We start from the raw sequence: 20,275 nt of genomic DNA, 5'->3' as shown, positions 1-20,275 counted from the left end.
ACAGGAGCCGATCATGGCAACACTCGACATCACCCGAAGCATCGACATCAAGGCCACGCCCGAGAAGGTGTGGGCGGCGCTCACCGAAGCCGACCTCGTCGCCCAATGGTTCGGCGACTCCTGCGAATTCGACGCCACCCCGGGCGGGACCGGCTACTTCGGCTGGACGCAGCACGGCCGCCACCGCGTCGTGGTCGAACACGTCGACAAGCCCAAGACCCTCGTCTACCGGTGGGCCCGCGATGCCGACGTCGATCCGGTACCGGGCAATTCGACCGTCGTCCGGTTCGACCTCATCGAGCTCGCCGACGGCACCCGGCTGACGTTGCTGGAGACCGGGTTCGACGAGCTTCCCGAGCCACAGTCCGCGCACGACGACAACACCGGTGGCTGGAAGGCCGAACTGGGCGAGCTCGTGGAGTTCGTCGAAGCCTCGTGAGCGATGACGGGATGGACGTGCCAGCGGTGTGCTCGGTGCTCGCCGACGAGACCCGCTGGCGCATCCTGTCCGAGCTCGGCCGCTCCGACCTCTCGGCCAGCGCATTGGCCGCACGGCTGCCCGTCAGCAGGCAGGCCATCGCCAAGCATCTGGCCGTGTTGTCCGAGGCCGGCCTCGTCGAGTCCGTCAGGGCCGGCCGCGAGCTGCGCTATCGGGCGTTGGGTGCGCGGCTCAGCGCGCTGGCCGACCAGCTCGACGCCATCGGCCGACGCTGGGACCAGCGGCTCGAGGCCATCAAGTCGATCGCGGAGCGGCCAGATTGAAGGCTAATGTGCTTGTCATGACGGATGAGCCCTCCGAGTACGAGGGGCAGACTCCGGACGGCGCGCAACGCACGGCGGCCGTCGAACACGCCCTCGCCGAAGACGAGCTCCAGCGCGTCGGCTGGTTCCGGTTCTACTTCGCCGACGAGCGCTGGGAGTGGTCGCCCCAGGTCGAGCGGATGCACGGCTACGAGCCGGGGACGGTATCGCCGACTACCCGCCTGGTGCTGTCACACAAGCATCCCGACGACTACGGCCAGGTCGCGGCGACGCTCGACGAGATCAAGCGCACCGCGGGCGCCTTCAGCACCCGCCACCGCATCATCGACACCCGTGGGGACGTCCACTACGTGGTCGTCGTCGGTGACCAGATGGTCGACGACGCCGGCGTCGTGATCGGCACCGACGGCTTCTACGTCGACGTCACCCCGTCGATTACCGAGGCCCGCGAGGAAAGCGTCACCGAGGCCGTCGCGGAGATCGCCGAGGCCAGGAGCGGTATCGAACAGGCCAAGGGCATGTTGATGCTGATCTACCGGATCACCGGAGAGTCGGCCTTCGAGTTGCTGAAGTGGCGGTCGCAGGAGTCCAACGTCAAGCTCCGGTTGCTGGCGGAACAAGTGGTCGAGGACTTCCTCGGACTGCAGTACGAAGACGTCCTTCCGCCGCGGTCCGAATACGACCGGCTGCTGCTGACCGCGCACCTTCGCATCCCCTGACCGCGCGTTTGCGCTTGTCGGCGAAGGGGAACACTCAGACACCCAGAACGTGGACAGGTGCGCGGTGTATCGAAATCCCCATGACCTCCGACATCTCAGCGATTTCCGGCCCGACGACGCGAACGTCCGGCACGCTGTTCGGTTCGCTGCAGGCGTCACCGTCGCGGCCGTCGCCTTCCTGGTCACCGCCGCCTTTTGGGTCAGTACGTGCGGCGGCGCCACTGCCGACACCGTGTCGTGCGGTGCACCGCAGCGCACCCTGTTGGCGCTGGGCGCACCGGCGATCCTGCTGGTCGGTGGACTGCGCGCGTTCGTGCGGACGTATCAAACGTGGCGCAGCGAGCAGACGTGGTGGGCCTGGCAGGGTGCGGGCTGGTTTCTGATGACGCTGATGCTCGTCGTGATGACGATGAGCCTGATTCCCATCGCCGGGTTTGCCAGCTGAGCCCCGACGAGCGAAGGCCCGACCGGAGCGATCCGGCCGGGCCATCGTCATCGGGGGTTATGCGCGGCGATGCGCCTCTTCGCGCGTCTCCGCGGCCGACGCGGCGGCACGGGAGGCCTCGGCCTCGGCCTCCTTCTTGGCCACGTCACGCTCGGCGTCGGCCTTGTCCTGCTGAGCCTGACCCTCGTGCTTGAGGTCGTCATTGCCCAGCACGGTGCCGACGGCCTCCTTGGCCTTGCCCTTGACGTCATCGACGACGCCCTTGACGGCTGCTTCCGGACCAGTGTCCTTGTCGGTCATGATGAACCCTTCGATCGTTGGATGGTTCGTCGTGAGCCCGATTCTGGAGCTCGACGGCCCGCTTGGGGCCGCGTGGGATCGTTGTCCACACGCAACAATGGCGTTCCCGGCTGCTCCCGATGCCAAACGCACATGGCGAAGTTGGCTCAATCACGTTGATCATCAATGATTTTGATGCGTCACTCGGGGGCCGCCCACGGGCAACGCCAAGTGGCCGCGCCGACCGTCATGGGCAGCGGTTTCGAACCCGGGCGGTTTGGGCACTCTTGCCACGACCAAGAGGAGGTTTGTCACTTGCGCACAGTGCGTCCTAGCCGGACATCCGGCAGTCTCCCGCCCACCGGCGCCATCGACGAGTCCTGCGCGACGACCGTCGACACCAATCACCCGTCTGGAGCCGCTAGTGAACGGAATGTCCGTGGTTAGCTGGGATTCCACCGGGAGTAATGTCGCCTGGGGATCACCAGGAGGACGCGTGGAGAACGAGGTCGAGTTCCGGGTTGCTGCCAAGTTGGAGAACCTGGCCGTGCTGCGCACGCTGATCGCCGCGGTGGCCACCTTCGAAGACCTCGACATGGATTCGGTTGCCGATCTCCGGCTCGCCGTCGACGAGGCGTGCACCCGGCTGATCCGCTCGGCCGCGGACGACGCGACGTTGGTGGTGGCCGTCCAACCGTCGGAGCACGATCTCAAGATCAAGGCGTCGACCACGTGTACGACGTCCGACATCATGGCCCCGGGAAGCTTCAGCTGGCACGTGCTGAGTTCGCTGACCGACGAGGTGACCACCTTCCAGGACGGTCAGGAGCCCGGCGAGGGCGGCGTGTTCGGTATTTCCATGACGACGAGACGAGTGGGCTCGCTGCGGTGAGCCCGAAGTCAGCCAAGGGTTCGTCTGCGCGATCGAACTCTGAATACGCCGATGTCGTCGAGATGTTCCAGACGCTTCGGGAAGTGCCCGAGGGCGCGCCCGAGTTCCAGCGCCAGCGCGACCGCATCGTGGAGCGTTGCCTGCCGCTGGCCGATCACATCGCGCGGCGGTTCGACGGCCGCGGCGAAGCGCGTGACGACCTCGTGCAGGTGGCCCGCGTCGGACTCGTGAACGCCGTGATCCGGTTCGACGTCGATGCTGGCTCGGACTTCGTGTCGTTCGCGGTGCCGACCATCATGGGCGAGGTTCGCAGGCACTTCCGCGACAACAGCTGGTCGGTCAAGGTGCCGCGGCGGCTCAAGGAGCTGCACCTGCGGCTCGGTACCGCCACCGCGGAGCTGTCGCAGCGGCTCGGCCGCGCACCAACGCCGTCGGAGCTGGCCAAGGAACTCGAGATGGACCGCGAAGAGATCGTCGAGGGCCTCATCGCGGGCAGCTCCTACAACACGCTGTCCATCGACGGAGGCAGCAGCAGCGGCACCGAGGAGGCGCCCGCGATCGCCGATACGCTCGGTGACCTCGACGCGAACCTCGACCAAATCGAGAACCGCGAGGCGCTACGCCCGCTGCTCGCCAGCCTTCCCGAACGCGAACGAACCGTGTTGCTGCTCAGGTTCTTCGAGTCGATGACGCAGACCCAGATCGCCGAACGCGTCGGCATCTCCCAGATGCACGTCTCCCGGCTGCTGGCGAAGTCGCTAGCGCAACTCCGCGACCAGCTGGAGTAGCCGAGGCGGCTCGCCGAGCGCGACCTCGATGGTGGGCTGCACCGGCAACGCGGACTCCGGATCGCAGATGAACAGCAGCCGGTTGACGGCCGGGCTGGGCACCAAGACCCACTCGACTGCGTCGGCCGCACAGCGCGCGTTGAGCGTGTGCAGCGCCGAAAAGCCCGCCGTGCCAAAGAATTCGACGCCGGTGAGATCCAGCACCAACTGGGTCATCCGTCCGGAGTGGCTTGCTGCATAGGCGAAGAGCTCGTCCGCGTTGGCGGCGTCCACTTCGCCGTGCGCCGTGACGATCGCCGTCGACGGCGGGAGCCACCGAGTCGCGAAGTGGGCGGCGGATCTCGATGAACTGGGAATAGTGCGATGAGCGGTAGACATTGTGACTCCATCAGTCGAAATCGGAGATTCGTCCTGTGGTTCACGTCAAAATGTGATGGGCCCTGCGTCTCAAAGCCGCAATGACGCTTCCAAACGGCTGGTGACTCAACCTGAGTGCAACCCTACGCGCTTTCACCGGCATCGACCAACCGCCAAGGTGACGGGCGCTCAGGCCAGCCAGCCCTGCTGCAGCTCCCAGGCCAGGCCCGCGGGAGGGGCGTCGCTGCGGGTCACGGTGGCCTGGATGAGCCCGTACGGCCGGTCGTCGGCGTGGAACACCTCGCCGGCATTCTCCAACCCGAACGGGGACAAGTCGTAGACGAAGTGGTGCTTGTTGGGTGCCGACAGCCTGACCTCCGCGAGCTGCGGGAACTGCTCCAGTACGGCCTTGCCCATGTGGTACAGCGTCTGCTGCAGGGCAAGGGACTGAACGACGGCGAACTGCTTCACCAGTTGGGTCTTCACCCCCGTGTACACCTCGTCCCAGTCGGTGTCCGTGGTCGTGAAACGCCACTGCGCCACCAGCGACGTCGCCATCACCCGGTCGTGGGTCGGCTCGAGGATCGTGTACGGGTCGCTCAGGAAACCCGCGAACTCCGAGCCCGTCGACTTCAGGATGACGAGGTCCTTGAGCCCTCCGACGACCCACTCGCCGTCGCCATCGACGGTGACCGCGGCGGTGCGCACTTCCTGGCCCTTGCGGATGAAGGTGTGGTCGTGCTCGGAGCCGTCGACAACCGCGCGCTCCCAGGCATATTCGTCGAGCTCGATGCGCGCGCCCTGTACGGGTTCGACGTCGTGCACGAAGTGCCGCGCCAGAGCCAGGCCGTACTCCTCGATGGACGTCAGGCCCTTCTCCTTCGCGTACGCGTAGGCCGTCTGCTTCTGGGTGTCGGTGGGCAACACGTCGGACTGGTCGCCGGTGAGGTGCGCCGCGCTGAAATCCCCACGCAGACAGGTGGATACGTTGACGTCGTGGATCTCGTGCCGGGGGGTGTCGCGGTAGATCCGCACCACCCGGTTCTCGGCCTTGCCGTACTGGTTCTTGCCAAGGATGATGTCCGACACGGGTCAGCTCCCTCGATAGGTGGAATACGCGTACGGCGACAGCAGCAGCGGAACGTGGTATTTGGCTGCGGCGTCGGTGATTTCGAACGTGATCGAGACCTCCGGGTAGAACGTCGCGACTCCCCGCTCCCGGAAGTAGGCCCCGGTGTCGAACCGAAGCCGGTATACGCCGGGCGCGGATTCGTCGCCAAGGCGACCGACGCGGCCGTCGGCGTCGGTGACTTCGCGGTCCAGCACGGTGTCGTCGGCGTCCAGCAGCGTGACGGGCACACCGGCGGCGGGCAGGCCGGTCGCGGCGTCGAGGACGTGGGTCGAGATGCTCATGTGCCCGATCCTGCCTCGCTTGGTGGCTCGCTCAGTAGGCGTTCGAGGCGCAACCGGTTGATCTTGGCCAATTCGTTGCGCATGACCCGGCGTTCGGTCTCGGGATCGTTGCCCAATCGCTCGGTCAGGATGGCCAGTAGTTCCTCGGCGGACCGTCCGCTGGCGCAGACCAGGTACACGTATCCAAATCGGTCCTCGTACTCGCGGTTGCGTGCGGCCAACTCCGCTCGCACTTCGTCGGCCGCGGTCGCCACGCCGGCCTGCTCGCGCGCCGACGACGCGTTGTCGACCTTGCCGCCGATGCGGGGATGACCGTCCAGCGCGACGTCGAGCTCGGCGTCGGACAGTTCGGCGAGTACCCGGTCGGCGCGGTCCAGCAGCGCGTCGACCTCGGCGAACGGTCCGCCAGCCAGCACGCGGCGCGCCCAGATCGGCGATGAGCAGACCCCGAACAGCAGGTGCATGCGCTGCCGCTCGCTACTGCGATTGAACCCGTCGAGGCCCAGTGCGGGAACGGGCATCTACTGCAACTCGTTGAGCCGGCCGAATCGCGCCGCGGCGATGGGGTTGGCGTCGGCGACCAAGTCGGTGAACCGGTAGTTGGCGATCTTCGCGATCTCGATGAGCGCGAACGCCTTCTCCGCCGCGGTCGAGTTGTCCATGCGCGACCACCCGTTGCGCAGCACCCGGTCGAACCGTTCGGTCTCCTTCGCGCAGATGATCAACGGGAACCCGAAGTGCTCCCGGTAGGCCGTCGCCAGCTCGACGACGTCGTTGTGGTCGTCCTCGTCGAGATTCGACAGTGCTACGTGGTCGACGGCGAGGGCGTGCCCGGTCTCGTCCTCGGCGCCCAGGTCGTGGAACGCGTTGAGCAACTCCGCCTGCTGCTCGGAGGACCCGGTGAGCACGGCGTCCTGGAACGCCTCGCGCAGTGCCTTGGTGTCGGCGAACGGACGCTGCTCAAACGCCCGCTCGACCGCCCACGGCACGTCCTGCACGACGTGGCCAAAGACCTCGGTGAAGCGCTCCTTCGTCATGGAGTTCACCTCGTCGAGTGTGATGGATCCACCGCCGGCCACGCGCGGGCCCCTCGAACCGAGGTGGAAGAACACCACATTGAGCAGGATCGCCGTGATCGCGCCGATGCTGATGCCGCTACCGAACAGCAGGTCGACGCCGGACGGCACCGCCTTGGCGACGTCGGGATACGACGTCACCCACAGGGCCAGCGCGATGCTGGTGGTGACGATGATCAGGTTGCGGTGGTCGGTGAAGTCCACTTTGCCCAGCGTCTGGATGCCGACGACGGCCACGGTGGCGAACAGCGTCAACGCCGCACCGCCCAGTACGGGATTCGGGATCGACGACACCACCGCGGCGACCTTCGGCAGGAACCCGAGCAGGATCATGATGACGCCCGCGGCGGCCACCACCCAGCGGCTCTTGACGCCGGTGAGCCGCACCAGCCCGACGTTCTCCGAGAACGCGGTGTACGGGAACGAGTTGAAGACGCCGCCGATCGCGGTGGCCAGGCCGTCGGCGCGTAGCACGTTGCCGATGTCGGAGGCCTTGATGCGCTTGCCGACGATCTCGCCGGTGGCCATGGTGCTTCCGGTCGACTCCACCGCGGTGATCAACAGCACGATGATCATCGTGAGGCACGCCGCGAAGTCGAACTTGGGCATGCCGAACAGGAACGGCTGGGTGAACCCGAATGCGGAGGCCTGTCCGACCTTGTCGAAGTTCATGTCGCCCAACGCGAATGCCACCGCGCAGCCGATGACGAGGCCAAGCAGCACGGCGATGGTGGCCATGAACCCGCGGAACAGCCGCTGGATCGCGACGATGACGGCAATGGTGCCCAACGCGTAGAGCAGCCAGCGCGCGTTGGACGGATCCGTCTGGTGTGTATGCGGATTGGTGACGGCGTCCAGTGCGCCCACCGGTACCAGACACAGCCCGATGATCGTGATGAGCGTGCCCGTCACGACGGGCGGGAAGAACCGCAGCAGCTTGATGAAGATCGGGGCGATCAGGAACGTGAAGACACCCGCGACGATCACCGCGCCATAGACGTAGAGCAGGCTCGGTGCGCCGCCGCCATGCGCCAGCCCGATCGCGATGATCGGCGACACGCCGGCGAACGTCACGCCCTGCAGCAGTGGAAGCCGCACGCCGATCTTCCAGAACCCGACCGCCTGGATGATCGAGGCGATGCCGCACGTGAAGAGGTCGGCGGTGATGAGCTTGACCAGTTGGTCCTGCGGTAGGTCGATGGCCCCGGCGATGAGGATCGGCACCAGCACGGCGCCCGCGTAGAAGGCGACGACGTGCTGGAAGCCGTATGTTGCTAACTTGGGGATCGGTAGTAACTCGTCGACGGGATGCACGCGTTTCGACTTGCTGGCTACGGACGCCGTTTCGGGGGCAGACATGTGCCCAGAATCGTTCAGGACGAGAATATCCGCATGTCGAGAGCGTCGATCGTCGCAGGCGTACTGCTGGCCGCTGGCGCTGGCACGCGTTTTGGAATGCCGAAAGTGCTTGCCGGACAAGGGGAGTGGCTGCGCACGGCGGTCGACGCGTTGAGTGGGTCCTGTGACGACGTCGTCGTGGTGCTCGGTGCGGCCGTGGTCGACGTGCCTGCGCCCGCCCGCGCGGTGGTGGCGCGGGACTGGGCCGACGGCATGAGCGCATCGATCCGGGCGGGGCTGGCCGCGATCTCCGACGCGGAGCTGGCGGTGCTGCACCTCGTGGACACGCCCGACGTCGGCGCCGACGTGGTCGCTCGGGTGGTCGGCGCAGCGGCGACTTCGGGGCTGGCCCGGGCAACCTACGACGGCCGGCCCGGTCATCCGGTCGTGATTGCGCGACGGCACTGGGCAGAGCTCGAGGCCACGCTGGCGGGCGACGAGGGCGCGCGGAGCTTCCTCGCGGGCCGCACCGACGTGGTGGCCGTCGAGTGCGGCGATCTCGCGACGGGTGTGGACGTCGACGTGCCCTAGCTCCAGTTTTGGACTATCAAGAATTTCCCAAGCGGTCGGGTGAACACTCTTGTCACCAATCACGATCATCGACCACAGAGGTGAATCAACATGATGCGACGAATCGCAGTAGCGGCACTGGTGTCGGGCGGGATGGGTCTGGCCTCATTCGGGCTGGGCGCCGGCATCGCCCAAGCAGAACCCACGTCGGGTACCTGGTGTCCGGGCCAGCCAGTCCCCGGAGGTTTCGTAGAAGTCGACTGGGACTGGAACGTCTGCCACAACTTCTACGCACCCGTGCGCGGATATCCACCTCAGATCGTTGGACTCAAAGTTGAAGACGGCGGCCGCGGCGGCAACTGGCGCTTGGTCGCAGGCGAGGACACCAACGCAACCTGCCGATTCTTGGGGTGCTAACCGGCGAACACCCGAAAGTGTCAGTGCGACATGGTGATCAACCTAGAGCAAGCCGAGCGCGGCCACCGCCTCGCGCTCGTCGGCGAGCTCGGCCACCGACGCGTCGATGCGAGCACGTGAGAACTCGTTGACGTCGAGCCCCTCGACCACCTGCCACGCTCCGCCGACCGCGCGCACGGGTAGCGAGGCCACCACGCCCTCGGGAATGCCGTAAACCCCGGGTGACGGCAGGGCGACCGACGTCCAGTCGTCGACGTCCGTCCCGTCGACCCAGTCCCGCACGTGGTCGATCGCGGCGTTGGCCGCCGAGGCCGCCGAGGACGTGCCCCGCGCCTCGATGATCGCGGTGCCGCGCTTGGCTACGGTGGGAATGAAATCGGTTGTCAGCCAGTCGGTGTCGGCCGCGTACTCGGCCCCAGGGCGCCCGGCGACGTCGGCGTGGAAGATGTCGGGGTACATGGTCGGGGAGTGGTTTCCCCACACCGTCACCTTCGACACGTCGGCCACGTGCACGCCGGCGTGGGCCGCGAGCGCGGCCACGGCACGGTTGTGGTCGAGCCGCGTCAGCGCGGTGAACCGCTCGGCAGGGATGTCCGGTGCGTGCGCAGACGCGACGAGCGCGTTGGTGTTCGCCGGGTTGCCGACGACCGCGATCCGCACGTCGTCGGACGCGCCTGCGTTCAGTGCGCGGCCCGCATCGGCGAAGATCGCCGCGTTGGCCGCGAGGAGGTCGGCGCGCTCCATGCCCTTGCCGCGCGGCTTGGCACCGATCAGCAGCGCGACGTCGACGCCGTCGAACGCACGCACGGGGTCGTCGTGGATCTCGACGCCGGCGAGCAGCTCGAAGGCGCTGTCGACGAGCTCCATCACGACGCCCTCGGCAGCGCGCACCGCCGAAGGAAGCTCGAGCAGCCGCAGCGTCACCGGAACGCCGCGGCCGAGCAGCGCGCCCGCGCCGATGCGGAACAGCGCCGCATAGCCGATTTGGCCCGCCGCTCCCGTGACGGTGACGACCTTCGGCGAGGTCACGTGTGGACCCGAATGTTGAGCACCTCCGAGGCGTAGCGCCGGACGGTGTCCTCGGCCATGGCCGCCGCGTCCTGGTGGCCGGGTCGCGCCCTGCTGTGCATGTACGCTGTCGTCGGGTCGAGGGTGATCTCGGCGAGCAGTTCGCCGGTGGACGGTTCGCAGACCGCCCAGGTGTAGCTGGTGTCGTCCGCCCAGCCGTCCTCGGCGTCGTGAATGTAGTCGAGGTCGGTTTCCCCGAGGTCGGCGAGCGCGGGACGGTCGTCGACGCGATCGTCGTAGCGCAGCGCTCGTAGATACCACTGACCGTTGTTGATCTCGACTGGTTCCACGCGCCCAAGCGTTCCATATGCTTGGACACCATGAAACTGACCATCATGGGGGCCAGCGGTCTCATCGGAACCAAGGTTGGCGCAATGCTCACCGCGTGGGGACACCAGGTCGTCGCCGCGTCACGCTCGACCGGCGCCGATGTGCTCACCGGGGACGGCATCGGCGACGCCCTCGCCGGTGCCGACGTGTTGATCGACGTGACCAATTCGCCGTCGTTCTCCGACGATGCGGTGCTGGAGTTCTTCACGACGTCGACGAACAACCTGACCGCCGCGGCCAAGGTCGCCGGAGTGGGCCACTACGTGGTCCTCTCGATCGTCGGTGTCGACGGCCTACCCGACAGCGGCTACATGCGGGCCAAGGTTGCCCAGGAGCGGCTCGTCACGACGTCGGGCCTGCCCTATTCGATCGTGCGGGCCACGCAGTTCGTCGAGTTCACCGACGCCATTGTCGGGTCGATGACCGACGGCGACACCGTCCGCGTGCCGGACGCGCTGATCCAGCCGATCCCCACGGATGACGTTGCGGCGGCAGTGATCCGGGTCGCCGTCGGCAGGCCCACCAACGGCGTCGAGGACATAGGCGGACCGGAGCAACTGTCCTTCGCCGAGCTCGCGCGTGGCAAGGCACCCGACAAGACCGTCGTCGTCGATCCCGACGCCACCTACTTCGGAACCACGCTGGCGCAGACCAGCCTGGTGGTCACCGACTGAACGCCCACGCGCCGAAACTGCTGGGAGATCGCGAATCCAAGCGGAATCGCGATCTCCCCGCAGTGTCGGCGAGGTGGTTGGGGCCGGGGCGGCTAGTCCTTGATCTCGCAGACGACGGTGCCCTGGGTAACTGCGGCGCCCGCCTCGACGGCGAGTCCGGTGATGGTGCCGTCCTTGTGGGCGGTGACCGGGTTCTCCATCTTCATGGCCTCGAGCACGACGACGAGGTCACCGGCCGCGACGGTCTGGCCCTCCTCGACGGCCACCTTGACGACGGTGCCCTGCATGGGCGCGGTCACCGAGTCGCCGGACGCTGCCGCACCGGCCGCGGCGCCACGCTTGCGGGCCTTCGGCTTCTTGCGGATGGCGCCCGCAGCGGCCCCTCCGCCACCGCCGCCGATGGCGAGGTCGCCGGGCAGCGAGACCTCGACGCGGCGTCCGCCGATCTCGACGACCACCGTCTGCCGTGGCGCGGTGTCCTCGTCGATCGGGTCACCACCGGTGAACGGTTCGACGGTGTTGTCCCACTCGGTCTCGATCCAGCGGGTGTGGACGTCGAAGCCGTCGCCGTCGCCGATGAACGCCGGGTCGGCCACCACGGCGCGGTGGAACGGGATGACCGTCGCGAGGCCCTCGACGTTGAACTCGGCCAGCGCACGGCGCGACCGGGCCAACGCCTCGTCGCGGGTAGCGCCGGTGACGATCAGCTTGGCCAGCATGGAGTCGAACTGGCCACCGATGACCGAACCGGTCTCGACGCCGGAATCCAGGCGCACGCCCGGGCCCGTCGGCGGCTCGAACTTGGACACCGGGCCGGGGGCGGGCAGGAAGCCGCGGCCCGCGTCCTCACCGTTGATGCGGAATTCGAAGGAATGGCCGCGAGGCGTCGGGTCCTCGGTGATGTCAAGGGCGTCGCCGTTGGCGATCTTGAACTGCTGCAGCACCAGGTCGATGCCCGCGGTCTCCTCGGTGACCGGGTGCTCCACCTGAAGCCGGGTGTTCACCTCGAGGAACGAGATCAGGCCGTCCTGACCGACCAGGTACTCGACGGTGCCCGCACCGTAGTAACCGGCTTCCTTGCAGATGCGCTTGGCGGACTCGTGGATCTCCTTGCGCTGCGCGTCGGTCAAGAAGGGGGCAGGCGCTTCTTCCACCAGCTTCTGGAAGCGGCGCTGCAGCGAGCAGTCGCGGGTGCCCGCGACGACGACGTTGCCGTGCGTGTCGGCGATGACCTGCGCTTCGACGTGGCGCGGCTTGTCCAGGTAGCGCTCGACGAAGCACTCGCCGCGACCGAACGCCGAGACGGCCTCGCGAGTCGCGGAGTCGAACAGTTCGGGGATCTCCTCGATGGTGCGGGCGACCTTCATGCCGCGGCCGCCGCCGCCGAACGCCGCCTTGATGGCGATCGGAACGCCGAATTCCTTGGCGAAGGCGACGATCTCGTCGGCATCCTTCACCGGTTCGGCCGTGCCGGGCACCAACGGCGCCTTCGCCTTGGCGGCGATGTGGCGGGCGGTGACCTTGTCGCCGAGGTCGCGGATCGACTGCGGGCTCGGGCCGATCCAGATCAGCCCGGCGTCGATGACGGCCTGCGCGAAGTCGGCGTTCTCACTGAGGAACCCGTAGCCGGGGTGGATGGCGTTGGCACCGGACTTCTCGGCGGCCGCGAGAATCTTCGCGAACACCAGGTACGACTCGGCGGAGGTCTGGCCACCAAGGGCGAAGGCCTCGTCGGCGAGCCGAACGTGCGGCGCGTCGGCGTCCGGCTCGGCGTAGACGGCCACACTGGCCAGCCCGGCGTCCTTGGCTGCCCGGATCACCCGGACGGCGATCTCCCCGCGGTTGGCCACGAGCACCTTCGAGATCCTCGAGCTGGCGTGACTGGGCACTGCGCCTCCTGGTGGCATGTCTAAGAAACGTCTTTAAGAATGTATCTGGGGCAGTTTAGGCGGCGCGACACCAGCCCGGCGAGCCGGTGCTGGTTACCGGCGGGTAAGGGTGAGCGGCTCAGCGCAGGTGCCGCTTGATGCGGGCCAGCATGGCCGCCATACCCCTTAGTCGGAGCGGGCTGATCAGGGCGGCCAACCCGAGTTCGGAGTAGAAGTCGTCGGGCACGGCGAGGATCTCCTCGGCCGAATGGTCGTCGAGCCCGGTCGCCAGGATCGCGGCGAACCCACGCGTCGTCGGCGCCTCCGGGGGCGCGCTGAAGTACAACCTGACGTGCTCGCGATCATCGGCGTCGACGTGCAGGAACAGCGGCGACTGACACTCCGGCACCGGCTCCATGGCCGCCTCTTCGAGATCGGCGGGCAGCGGCGGAAGTTCGCCTGCGAACTCCAGCAGCAGCGCCAGCTTGTCCTGGCCCTGCATCTCGGCGAAGTCCGACACCACCTCGGCCAGCGCGCCAGTCATCGTCATGGCGCGTCGCCAGGCTCTTCTCCGACGGCGACAGGTACCCGCACCGCGTTGCCCCACTCCGTCCACGAGCCGTCGTAGTTGCGCACGCCAGGCAGGCCCAGCAGATGGGTCAGCACGAACCAGGTGTGGCTGGACCGCTCGCCGATGCGGCAGTACACCACCGTCTTGTCGTCGGGGGTGAGGTACCCGTAGAGCTCGTCGAGCTCGGCTCGGCTGCGGAAGCGTCCGCTGTCCTCGGCGGCCTTGGCCCACGGAATCGACTTGGCGGTCGGGATGTGGCCACCCCGCAGCGCCCCCTCTTCGGGATAGTCCGGCATGTGGGTGCGCTCGCCGGTGTACTCGAGCGGTGACCGCACGTCGATCAGCGGTTCCTTGCCCAGGATCGTGAGCACGTCGGCCTTGAAGGCGCGGATCGGGGCGTCGTTGCGCTCGACGACCGGATAGCCGGTGGTGGCCTTCGACGGCACTTCAAGGGTGGTGTCGCGGCTGTTGGAGACCCACAGGTCACGCCCGCCGTCCAGCAGCCGAACGTCGGGGTGGCCGAACAGGGTGAACACCCACAGGGCGTAGGCCGCCCACCAGTTGCTCTTGTCGCCGTAGATGACGACGGTGTCGTCGCGGGCGATGCCCTTGCGGTCCATCAGGTTCGCGAACTCGGCGCCGTCGATGTAGTCGCGGACGTGGGGGTCATTCAGGTCGGTGTGCCAATCGATCTTCACCGCACCAGGGATGTGGCCCGTGTCGTACAGCAGCACGTCCTCGTCCGACTCGACGATCGCCAGGCCCTTACGGCCGAGGTTGCCGGCCAGCCAGTCGGCGGTGACGAGCCGCTCTGGGTGGGCGTAGGCGGCAAGGGCGCGGTCTGGGTCTGTGGGCAAAGGCACACTGAAAGCCTACTGGCATGCCGCGGATGCGCTAGCTCCGCAATGACGCCTGGTTCGACCGGTACCAGGAGACCGTCTCGACGATGCCTTGAATCAGGGAGATGCTCGGCCGCCAACCGCTGTCGGTCAACGTGCTGACATCGAGCAGCTTGCGCGGTGTTCCGTCCGGTTTCGTTGTGTCCCAGCGTGTTTCGCCGGAGTAGCCGATGGCCGTCGCGACGACGTCGGCGATGTCGGCGATGGTGTGGTCCGCCCCGGTGCCGACGTTGACCTGCTGCGGCCCGTCGAAGTGCTCGAGCAGATGCAGGCACGCGCTCGCCAGGTCGTCGACGTGGAGCAGCTCGCGCTGGGGATTACCGCTGCCCCAGTTGGTGACGAAGGGACTGCCGTCCGACTGTGCCTCGTCGTACCTACGGATCAGCGCGGGCACCACGTGACTGGACATCGGCGAGAAGTTGTCGCCGGGGCCGTAGAGGTTGGTCGGCATCGCCGAGATCCACGGCAATCCGTACTGGCGACGGACTGCCTGGACGTGGAGGATGCCCGCGATCTTGGCGATGGCGTACGCGTCGTTGGTGGGCTCCAACGGACCGGTCAGCAGCGCGTCCTCGGTGATCGGCTGGGGCGCGAACTTCGGGTAGATGCACGACGAGCCAAGGAACAGCAGCCTGCGCACGCCCGTGTGCAGGGCCGCGTCCAGCACGTTGACCTGGATCTGCAGGTTCTCGGAGATGAAGTCGACCGGACGGGTGCTGTTGGCCAGGATGCCGCCCACTCGGGCGGCCGCCAGCACCACGACTTCTGGCCGCGTCGCACCGAAGAACTCGAACACCGCGCGACGATCGGTCAGGTCGAGCTCACTTCGCGGACGCGCCAACAGACAAGAGAAGCCCTCGTCGTCCAGCTTGCGAAGGATCGCCGAGCCCACCATGCCGCGGTGCCCGGCGACGAACGTCGGCACGGCGCGATCGAGCGCGCCCGGCGTGAAGTCGACGGTCTCCATGGTGGTCAACCCCACGACTCCACTAGCGGCGTGTCGATCCAGGGCTTGCCCTGGCACTCGAGCGCGGCGATGTCCGCCTCGACCATGATCCTGGCGAGCTCCGGCGTTTGCACCCGTGGGCGCCAACCCAGCACGACGTCGGCCTTGGTCGCATCGCCCACTAGCGCGTCGACCTCGGTGGGCCGCAGGTAGCGGTCGTCGAAGCGCACGTGCTCGCGCCAGTCGAGTCCTGCGTGGGTGAACGCGGCCTCGAGGAAGTCGCGCACCGTGTAGTCGCCGCCGGTGGCCAGCACGAAGTCGTCGGGCTCGTCGGCCTGCATCATGCGCCACATGCCCTCGACGTACTCCGGCGCGTAGCCCCAGTCGCGGATGGCGTCGAGGTTGCCCAGGTACACGTGCTGCTCGACGCCGGCCTTGATGCGCGCAGCGGCGCGGGTGATCTTGCGGGTCACGAAGGTCTCGCCGCGCCTAGGCGACTCGTGGTTGAACAGGATGCCGTTGCAGGCGAACATCCCGTACGCCTCCCGGTAGTTGCGAGTGATCCAGTACGAGTACACCTTCGCGGCGCCGTACGGGGAGCGGGGGTAGAACGGGGTGTTCTCGTCCTGGGGCGGCGGCGACGCGCCGAACATCTCCGAGCTCGACGCTTGGTAGAACCGCGCGTCGACGTTCGCGATGCGCAGGGCCTCCAGCAGCCGGGTGGTGCCCGACCCCGTGGTGTCGGCGGTGTGCTCGGGCTCGTCGAAGCTGACCCGCACGTGCGACTGGGCCGCGAGGTTGTACACCTCGTCGGGATTGATGCGGGCGATCAGCGTGACCAGCCGCGCACCGTCCGACAGATCGCCGTAGTGCAGGAAGAAGCGTGCGCCGGGTTCGTGCGGGTCGACGTACAGATGATCGATCCGAGTGGTGTTGAACGTCGACGACCTGCGGATCAGCCCGTGGACCTCATACCCCTTGGCCAGCAGCAGTTCGGCCAGGTACGAGCCATCCTGGCCGGTGATGCCCGTGATCAATGCCTTCTTCATGGACGCGACTCCTGCGCTGCTTGATGTGGTTTGCCAAATTTCCACCTGGTGGGATTATGGCAAATAATGTCAGCATGGGAAGCAATTGTCGCGACGAGGGGGTGTTTTGCCTGTTCGAGGGCGATGAGCGTGGGCAAGGTCACTCGTACATCCCGGCAAACGCGAGGTGGACGAGTGGCCACAGAACACAAATCGATTTGGTGCGCTAGTTTGCCCTGCGGGTCGTCGGCCGCTCAGGCCACCGGGTTGGCCGCCCACAACGCCGAGATCGAGAGTCCCGCACGCTCGAAGAGCGTCCGCATCAGCGGCAGCCCGATGCCGATCACGGCCGACGGGTCACCCGTGACGCCGTCGACGAACCAGCCGCCGAGTCCGTCGAGCGTGAAGCCGCCCGCCACCGCCGTCGGCTCGCCGGTGCGGGCGTACGCCGCCAACTCGTCCGGGGGTGGGTTTCCGAAGTGCACGGTGGTGCGGGAATGCTCGGCCAGTTCGCACTCGATTGCGTTGTCGCGCAAGCGAATGACGCAATGTCCGGTGTACAGGTCGCCCGAGCCGCCCGCCATCTGCCGCCAGTCCTGCAATGCGGCCGACTCCGATTCGGGCTTACCGCGCAGCGTTCCGTCGTAGAACAGCATCGAATCGCAGCCGATCACCACGCAGTCGGCCGTGACGTCCGGGTCGAGCACGCTGACGACGGCCCTAGCCTTGGCGGCCGCCAAGGCGGTGGTGAGCTCACCGGGACCGGAGTTCGCTAGGGCGGCGACGATCGCGTCCTCGTCGACGCCGGAGACGACGACCAGGGGATCGATACCCGCCCCGCGCAACACCTTTCGACGGCCCGGCGACGCGGACCCAAGCACCACTCGGGTCATGAACGATTTTCTTCGCGCACGCGGCTCATCATCGCCGCATGTGGGTTCTTTCGACGAGCGTCACGCGCTGCCAGCTGAACACCGAGTAGCGCAGCTTGTCGACCGGATGGCCCCACGGATTGAGCTCCTGCGGACCCGGCTCCGACGGCCCCCCGCCCGCGGCGGCGAGAACGGCGATCAGGGCAGCCACCTCGTCGTCGGTGGGCTTGCCCTTCAGCACCCGAAGCTGGGGTGGCGACGTCGCGGCGGGATCGTCGATGGTCATGTCCCTGGGATCGCTGACCTCGGTGATGTCGACGTGCTGTGGCATGTGCGGCTCCTTCGGTGATTTCGGCGCGGATACGGACGCTCAGCGGGCGAAAACGCGCCGAAATCGCTGGGGGGTCTTACAGCGGGATGTTGCCGTGCTTCTTCGGCGGCACCTGAACCACCTTGCGCTCCAGCAGCCGCAGCGCGGTGGCGATGTAGCCGCGGGTGTGCGACGGCGGGATGACCGCGTCGACGTACCCGCGCTCGGCGGCGACGTACGGATTGACCAGAGTGTCCTCGTAGTCCTGCTGGAGCTCCAGCCGCAGCGCGTCGACGTCCTCGCCGTCGGCGGCGGCCTTCTTCAGCTGACCGCGGTAGACGAAGCCGACCGCACCCGAGGCGCCCATCACGGCGATCTGGGCCGTCGGCCACGCGACGTTCACGTCGCACCCCATGTCCTTGGAGCCCATCACGCAGTAGGCGCCGCCGTAGGCCTTGCGGGTGATGACGGTGATCTTGGCCACGGTGGCCTCGCCGTAGGCGTACAGCAGCTTGGCGCCGCGCCGGATGATGCCGTTGTACTCCTGGTCAGTGCCAGGCAGGAAGCCTGGCACGTCGACCAGCATGACGATGGGGATGTTGAAGCAGTCGCAGGTCCGCACGAACCGGGCGGCCTTTTCGGAGGCGTTGATGTCCAGGCAACCCGCGAACTGGGTGGGCTGGTTGGCGACGATGCCGACCGGCCGCCCGTCGATCCGGCCGAACCCGACGAGGATGTTGCCCGCGTACCCGGCCTGAACCTCGAGGAACTCGTCGTCGTCGAGGATGCGGGTGATCACCTCGTGCATGTCGTACGGCTGGTTCGGCGAATCGGGGATCAACGTGTCGAGTTCGAGGTCCTCGTCGGTGAGGTTGTCCTCGATGGCGCCGGGATGCGGCGGCGCGGGGTAGCGCGGCGGGTCGGCGTAGTTGTTGGGCGGCAGGTAGCTCAGCAGGTCGCGGACGTAGTCCAGCGCGTCCTGCTCGCCGGAGGCGACGTAGTGCACGGTGCCCGACTTGGCCATGTGGGTGTGCGCGCCGCCGAGCTCCTCCATGGTGACGTCCTCGCCCGTGACGGTCTTGATGACGTCGGGTCCGGTGATGAACATCTGGCTGGTCTGGTCGACCATGATGACGAAGTCGGTGAGCGCGGGGGAGTAGACGTGGCCGCCGGCCGCGGCGCCCATGATCAACGAGATCTGCGGGATGACGCCCGACGCGAGGATGTTGTTGCGGAAGATCTTGCTGTAGAGGCCGAGCGAGACGACGCCCTCCTGGATGCGGGCGCCGGCGCCGTCGTTGATGCCGATCAGCGGGCGACCGGTCTTGATGGCCAGCTCCTGCACCTTGACGATCTTCTCGCCGTACACCTCGCCGAGGCTGCCGCCGAACACGGTGGCGTCCTGGCTGAACACGCAGACGTCGCGGCCGTCGACGGTGCCGTATCCGGTGACGACGCCGTCGCCAACCGGGCGGTTCGCCTCGAGGCCGAAGTTGGTGCTGCGGTGCTTGGCCAGCGCGTCGAGCTCGACGAAGGAGCCCTCGTCGAGCAGCGCGAGGATGCGCTCGCGCGCCGTGAGCTTGCCCTTGGCGTGGGTCTTCTCGACGGCACCCTCACCGACCGGGTGCAGTGCCTGTTCGGCGCGCTTGCGGAGGTCGGCCAGCTTGCCTGCCGTGGTGTGGATGTCGATCTCGTTCGACGTGGCAGGCAGCGAGGGGTCGGTAACGCTCGTCATGGTGGTCGATCGTAGCGACAGGACCGGCCCCCCTCTTAAGCAGCCCTTAGAAAAATTTGGCCGGGCCCGCGGACGCTCCTCGCGTCGCAACGCGCGACGGTTGCTGGCAACCGTCGCGAATCACGCGCCGAAGAACGTTATGGTGGTCGCGAATTCGTGACAGGAGCAAATGCGCATGTTCATCGAACCGCAAGCGTCAGACCCAGAGGTCATCGCGCGCAAGCGTGAGATCAACCCGAAGGTTCGAGTCCCTCCGCGGATGGAGTGGGTGCTTGATGACGAAGGTCACATCGTCGATTACCAACTTGCGGGCGATACGGTGTTTCACCGAGTTCGCGACTTGTACGCCGCGTGGTTGTACAACAACCTGATCACCTACATTCCGTTCCATTTCGTCCGGCAGGCCTACCTGCGGTTGTTCGGTGCGTCGATCGGCAAGGACTCGGCCATCAACCGGGGCACGAACGTCTGGTCGATCCCGTACCTCGTCATCGGCGAGCGCGTCTCGATCGGTTTTCGGTGCTTGCTCGACGCAAGGGCGGGCATCGCCATCGGAGACGACGTGATCATCGCCAGCGACACGCACATCATCGCCGGTGGTCACGACATCAACCACCCCGACTTCCCCCCTGCGCCAAATCCGCCCGACCCCATCGTCATCGACCACCACGTGTGGATCGGCAGCCGGGCGATGATCCTGCCGAGCCTGCTCGGACGGGGCGCCGTGGTGGCCGCTCACGCCGTGGTCAACAAGGAGGTGCCCCCGCTGGCGATCGTCGGCGGCGTCCCCGCGAAGGTCATCGGGCAGCGCAACCCCGACGCGCTGCAATACAGCGGCAAGTTCCGCGTGCCCCTCTTCTGATCTTGATTCGAGCGGCCCGGCAGGAGCGGCGGACTGCTCCGTGGGTGTTTGCCACG

Annotated in this window: 26 protein-coding genes; 10 read left to right on the top strand and 16 right to left on the bottom strand. The window is 67.2% G+C overall.

What is annotated here, in order from left to right; all coding sequences use genetic code 11:
* The first annotated feature begins 13 nt into the window (after window positions 1–13).
* From SLQ33_RS23745 to SLQ33_RS23730, 4 genes are all read left to right on the top strand, one after another.
* Window positions 14–439: an SRPBCC domain-containing protein gene (locus SLQ33_RS23745; protein ID WP_319456339.1), complete on the top strand. Its 426-nt coding sequence runs from the start codon at window positions 14–16 to the stop codon at window positions 437–439.
* 11 nt (window positions 440–450) lie between these two features.
* Window positions 451–762: a metalloregulator ArsR/SmtB family transcription factor gene (locus SLQ33_RS23740; RefSeq protein WP_319456569.1), complete on the top strand. Its 312-nt coding sequence runs from the start codon at window positions 451–453 to the stop codon at window positions 760–762.
* A gap of 17 nt (window positions 763–779) precedes the next feature.
* Window positions 780–1,481 carry a PAS and ANTAR domain-containing protein gene (locus SLQ33_RS23735; protein ID WP_319456338.1) on the top strand — a complete coding sequence of 234 codons (702 nt, stop codon included), beginning with the start codon at window positions 780–782 and terminating at the stop codon, window positions 1,479–1,481.
* 64 nt (window positions 1,482–1,545) lie between these two features.
* Entirely contained in the window at window positions 1,546–1,926 is a 381-nt protein-coding gene (locus SLQ33_RS23730) for a hypothetical protein (RefSeq protein WP_319456337.1), read from the top strand.
* A gap of 57 nt (window positions 1,927–1,983) precedes the next feature.
* On the opposite strand, the gene SLQ33_RS23725 is transcribed toward SLQ33_RS23730, so the two are convergent.
* Window positions 1,984–2,226: a CsbD family protein gene (locus SLQ33_RS23725; RefSeq protein WP_319456336.1), complete on the bottom strand. Its 243-nt coding sequence runs from the start codon at window positions 2,224–2,226 to the stop codon at window positions 1,984–1,986.
* A 412-nt stretch (window positions 2,227–2,638) separates the two neighbouring features.
* Here SLQ33_RS23725 and SLQ33_RS23720 point away from each other — a divergent pair, with 412 nt between their 5' ends.
* Window positions 2,639–3,097: an ATP-binding protein gene (locus SLQ33_RS23720; protein ID WP_413467752.1), complete on the top strand. Its 459-nt coding sequence runs from the start codon at window positions 2,639–2,641 to the stop codon at window positions 3,095–3,097.
* 62 nt (window positions 3,098–3,159) lie between these two features.
* Entirely contained in the window at window positions 3,160–3,885 is a 726-nt protein-coding gene (locus tag SLQ33_RS23715) for an RNA polymerase sigma factor SigF (RefSeq protein ID WP_413467757.1), read from the top strand.
* Here the strand turns inward: SLQ33_RS23715 and SLQ33_RS23710 are convergent.
* From SLQ33_RS23710 to SLQ33_RS23690, 5 genes are all read right to left on the bottom strand, one after another.
* Window positions 3,856–4,263 (bottom strand): STAS domain-containing protein, encoded by a 408-nt coding sequence (locus tag SLQ33_RS23710; RefSeq protein ID WP_319456333.1) that lies wholly within the window; start codon window positions 4,261–4,263, stop codon window positions 3,856–3,858. The genes SLQ33_RS23715 and SLQ33_RS23710 overlap by 30 nt on opposite strands.
* Window positions 4,264–4,431: 168 nt before the next feature.
* The gene (gene pucL, locus SLQ33_RS23705; protein WP_319456332.1) at window positions 4,432–5,331 is read right to left on the bottom strand and encodes a factor-independent urate hydroxylase; all 900 of its coding nucleotides are present in this window, start codon (window positions 5,329–5,331) and stop codon (window positions 4,432–4,434) included.
* A gap of 3 nt (window positions 5,332–5,334) precedes the next feature.
* Window positions 5,335–5,655 carry a hydroxyisourate hydrolase gene (gene uraH / locus SLQ33_RS23700; RefSeq protein WP_319456331.1) on the bottom strand — a complete coding sequence of 107 codons (321 nt, stop codon included), beginning with the start codon at window positions 5,653–5,655 and terminating at the stop codon, window positions 5,335–5,337.
* Entirely contained in the window at window positions 5,652–6,176 is a 525-nt protein-coding gene (gene uraD, locus SLQ33_RS23695) for a 2-oxo-4-hydroxy-4-carboxy-5-ureidoimidazoline decarboxylase (RefSeq protein ID WP_319456330.1), read from the bottom strand. The genes uraH and uraD overlap by 4 nt, the downstream gene beginning before the upstream one ends.
* A complete protein-coding gene (locus SLQ33_RS23690) occupies window positions 6,177–8,090 on the bottom strand; it encodes a solute carrier family 23 protein (protein ID WP_319456329.1) in 1,914 nt (637 codons plus the stop codon). It lies immediately after the preceding gene.
* Window positions 8,091–8,123: 33 nt separating this feature from the next.
* Between SLQ33_RS23690 and SLQ33_RS23685 the strand changes: the two genes are divergently transcribed.
* Entirely contained in the window at window positions 8,124–8,660 is a 537-nt protein-coding gene (locus tag SLQ33_RS23685; protein WP_319456328.1) for an NTP transferase domain-containing protein, read from the top strand.
* Between the two features lie 90 nt (window positions 8,661–8,750).
* Window positions 8,751–9,056: a hypothetical protein gene (locus SLQ33_RS23680; protein WP_319456327.1), complete on the top strand. Its 306-nt coding sequence runs from the start codon at window positions 8,751–8,753 to the stop codon at window positions 9,054–9,056.
* Window positions 9,057–9,098: 42 nt separating this feature from the next.
* On the opposite strand, the gene SLQ33_RS23675 is transcribed toward SLQ33_RS23680, so the two are convergent.
* Together SLQ33_RS23675 and SLQ33_RS23670 are read right to left on the bottom strand one after the other, a co-directional pair.
* Window positions 9,099–10,085: a malate dehydrogenase gene (locus tag SLQ33_RS23675; RefSeq protein ID WP_319456326.1), complete on the bottom strand. Its 987-nt coding sequence runs from the start codon at window positions 10,083–10,085 to the stop codon at window positions 9,099–9,101.
* The gene (locus tag SLQ33_RS23670; protein WP_319456325.1) at window positions 10,082–10,414 is read right to left on the bottom strand and encodes a hypothetical protein; all 333 of its coding nucleotides are present in this window, start codon (window positions 10,412–10,414) and stop codon (window positions 10,082–10,084) included. Before SLQ33_RS23670 ends, SLQ33_RS23675 begins: the two co-directional genes overlap by 4 nt.
* Window positions 10,415–10,444: 30 nt before the next feature.
* On the opposite strand from SLQ33_RS23670, the gene SLQ33_RS23665 reads away from it, so the two are divergent.
* On the top strand, window positions 10,445–11,128 hold the full coding sequence (locus tag SLQ33_RS23665) for an SDR family oxidoreductase (RefSeq protein ID WP_319456324.1): 684 nt from the start codon (window positions 10,445–10,447) through the stop codon (window positions 11,126–11,128).
* Window positions 11,129–11,220: 92 nt separating this feature from the next.
* On the opposite strand, the gene SLQ33_RS23660 is transcribed toward SLQ33_RS23665, so the two are convergent.
* The 8 genes from SLQ33_RS23660 to SLQ33_RS23625 form a co-directional block, all read right to left on the bottom strand.
* Window positions 11,221–13,017 carry an acetyl/propionyl/methylcrotonyl-CoA carboxylase subunit alpha gene (locus SLQ33_RS23660; protein ID WP_319456323.1) on the bottom strand — a complete coding sequence of 599 codons (1,797 nt, stop codon included), beginning with the start codon at window positions 13,015–13,017 and terminating at the stop codon, window positions 11,221–11,223.
* A 118-nt stretch (window positions 13,018–13,135) separates the two neighbouring features.
* On the bottom strand, window positions 13,136–13,546 hold the full coding sequence (locus tag SLQ33_RS23655; RefSeq protein WP_319456322.1) for a SufE family protein: 411 nt from the start codon (window positions 13,544–13,546) through the stop codon (window positions 13,136–13,138).
* Window positions 13,543–14,430: a sulfurtransferase gene (locus tag SLQ33_RS23650; RefSeq protein WP_319456321.1), complete on the bottom strand. Its 888-nt coding sequence runs from the start codon at window positions 14,428–14,430 to the stop codon at window positions 13,543–13,545. The genes SLQ33_RS23655 and SLQ33_RS23650 overlap by 4 nt, the downstream gene beginning before the upstream one ends.
* Before the next feature lie 31 nt (window positions 14,431–14,461).
* Window positions 14,462–15,433 (bottom strand): GDP-L-fucose synthase, encoded by a 972-nt coding sequence (locus tag SLQ33_RS23645; protein WP_319456568.1) that lies wholly within the window; start codon window positions 15,431–15,433, stop codon window positions 14,462–14,464.
* Between the two features lie 5 nt (window positions 15,434–15,438).
* Window positions 15,439–16,461 carry a GDP-mannose 4,6-dehydratase gene (gene gmd, locus SLQ33_RS23640; protein ID WP_319456320.1) on the bottom strand — a complete coding sequence of 341 codons (1,023 nt, stop codon included), beginning with the start codon at window positions 16,459–16,461 and terminating at the stop codon, window positions 15,439–15,441.
* 233 nt (window positions 16,462–16,694) lie between these two features.
* The gene (locus SLQ33_RS23635) at window positions 16,695–17,333 is read right to left on the bottom strand and encodes a Maf family nucleotide pyrophosphatase (RefSeq protein WP_319456319.1); all 639 of its coding nucleotides are present in this window, start codon (window positions 17,331–17,333) and stop codon (window positions 16,695–16,697) included.
* A gap of 28 nt (window positions 17,334–17,361) precedes the next feature.
* On the bottom strand, window positions 17,362–17,643 hold the full coding sequence (locus SLQ33_RS23630) for an acyl-CoA carboxylase epsilon subunit (protein WP_319456318.1): 282 nt from the start codon (window positions 17,641–17,643) through the stop codon (window positions 17,362–17,364).
* Window positions 17,644–17,719: 76 nt separating this feature from the next.
* A complete protein-coding gene (locus SLQ33_RS23625) occupies window positions 17,720–19,357 on the bottom strand; it encodes an acyl-CoA carboxylase subunit beta (protein WP_319456317.1) in 1,638 nt (545 codons plus the stop codon).
* 175 nt (window positions 19,358–19,532) lie between these two features.
* On the opposite strand from SLQ33_RS23625, the gene SLQ33_RS23620 reads away from it, so the two are divergent.
* Window positions 19,533–20,219: an acyltransferase gene (locus SLQ33_RS23620; protein WP_319456316.1), complete on the top strand. Its 687-nt coding sequence runs from the start codon at window positions 19,533–19,535 to the stop codon at window positions 20,217–20,219.
* The last annotated feature ends 56 nt before the right edge of the window (window positions 20,220–20,275 follow it).

Origin of the sequence: Mycobacterium sp. RTGN6, assembly GCF_033804605.1 — a bacterium.
Classification (GTDB): domain Bacteria; phylum Actinomycetota; class Actinomycetes; order Mycobacteriales; family Mycobacteriaceae; genus Mycobacterium.
This window is presented reverse-complemented; position numbering and strand designations above follow the sequence as displayed.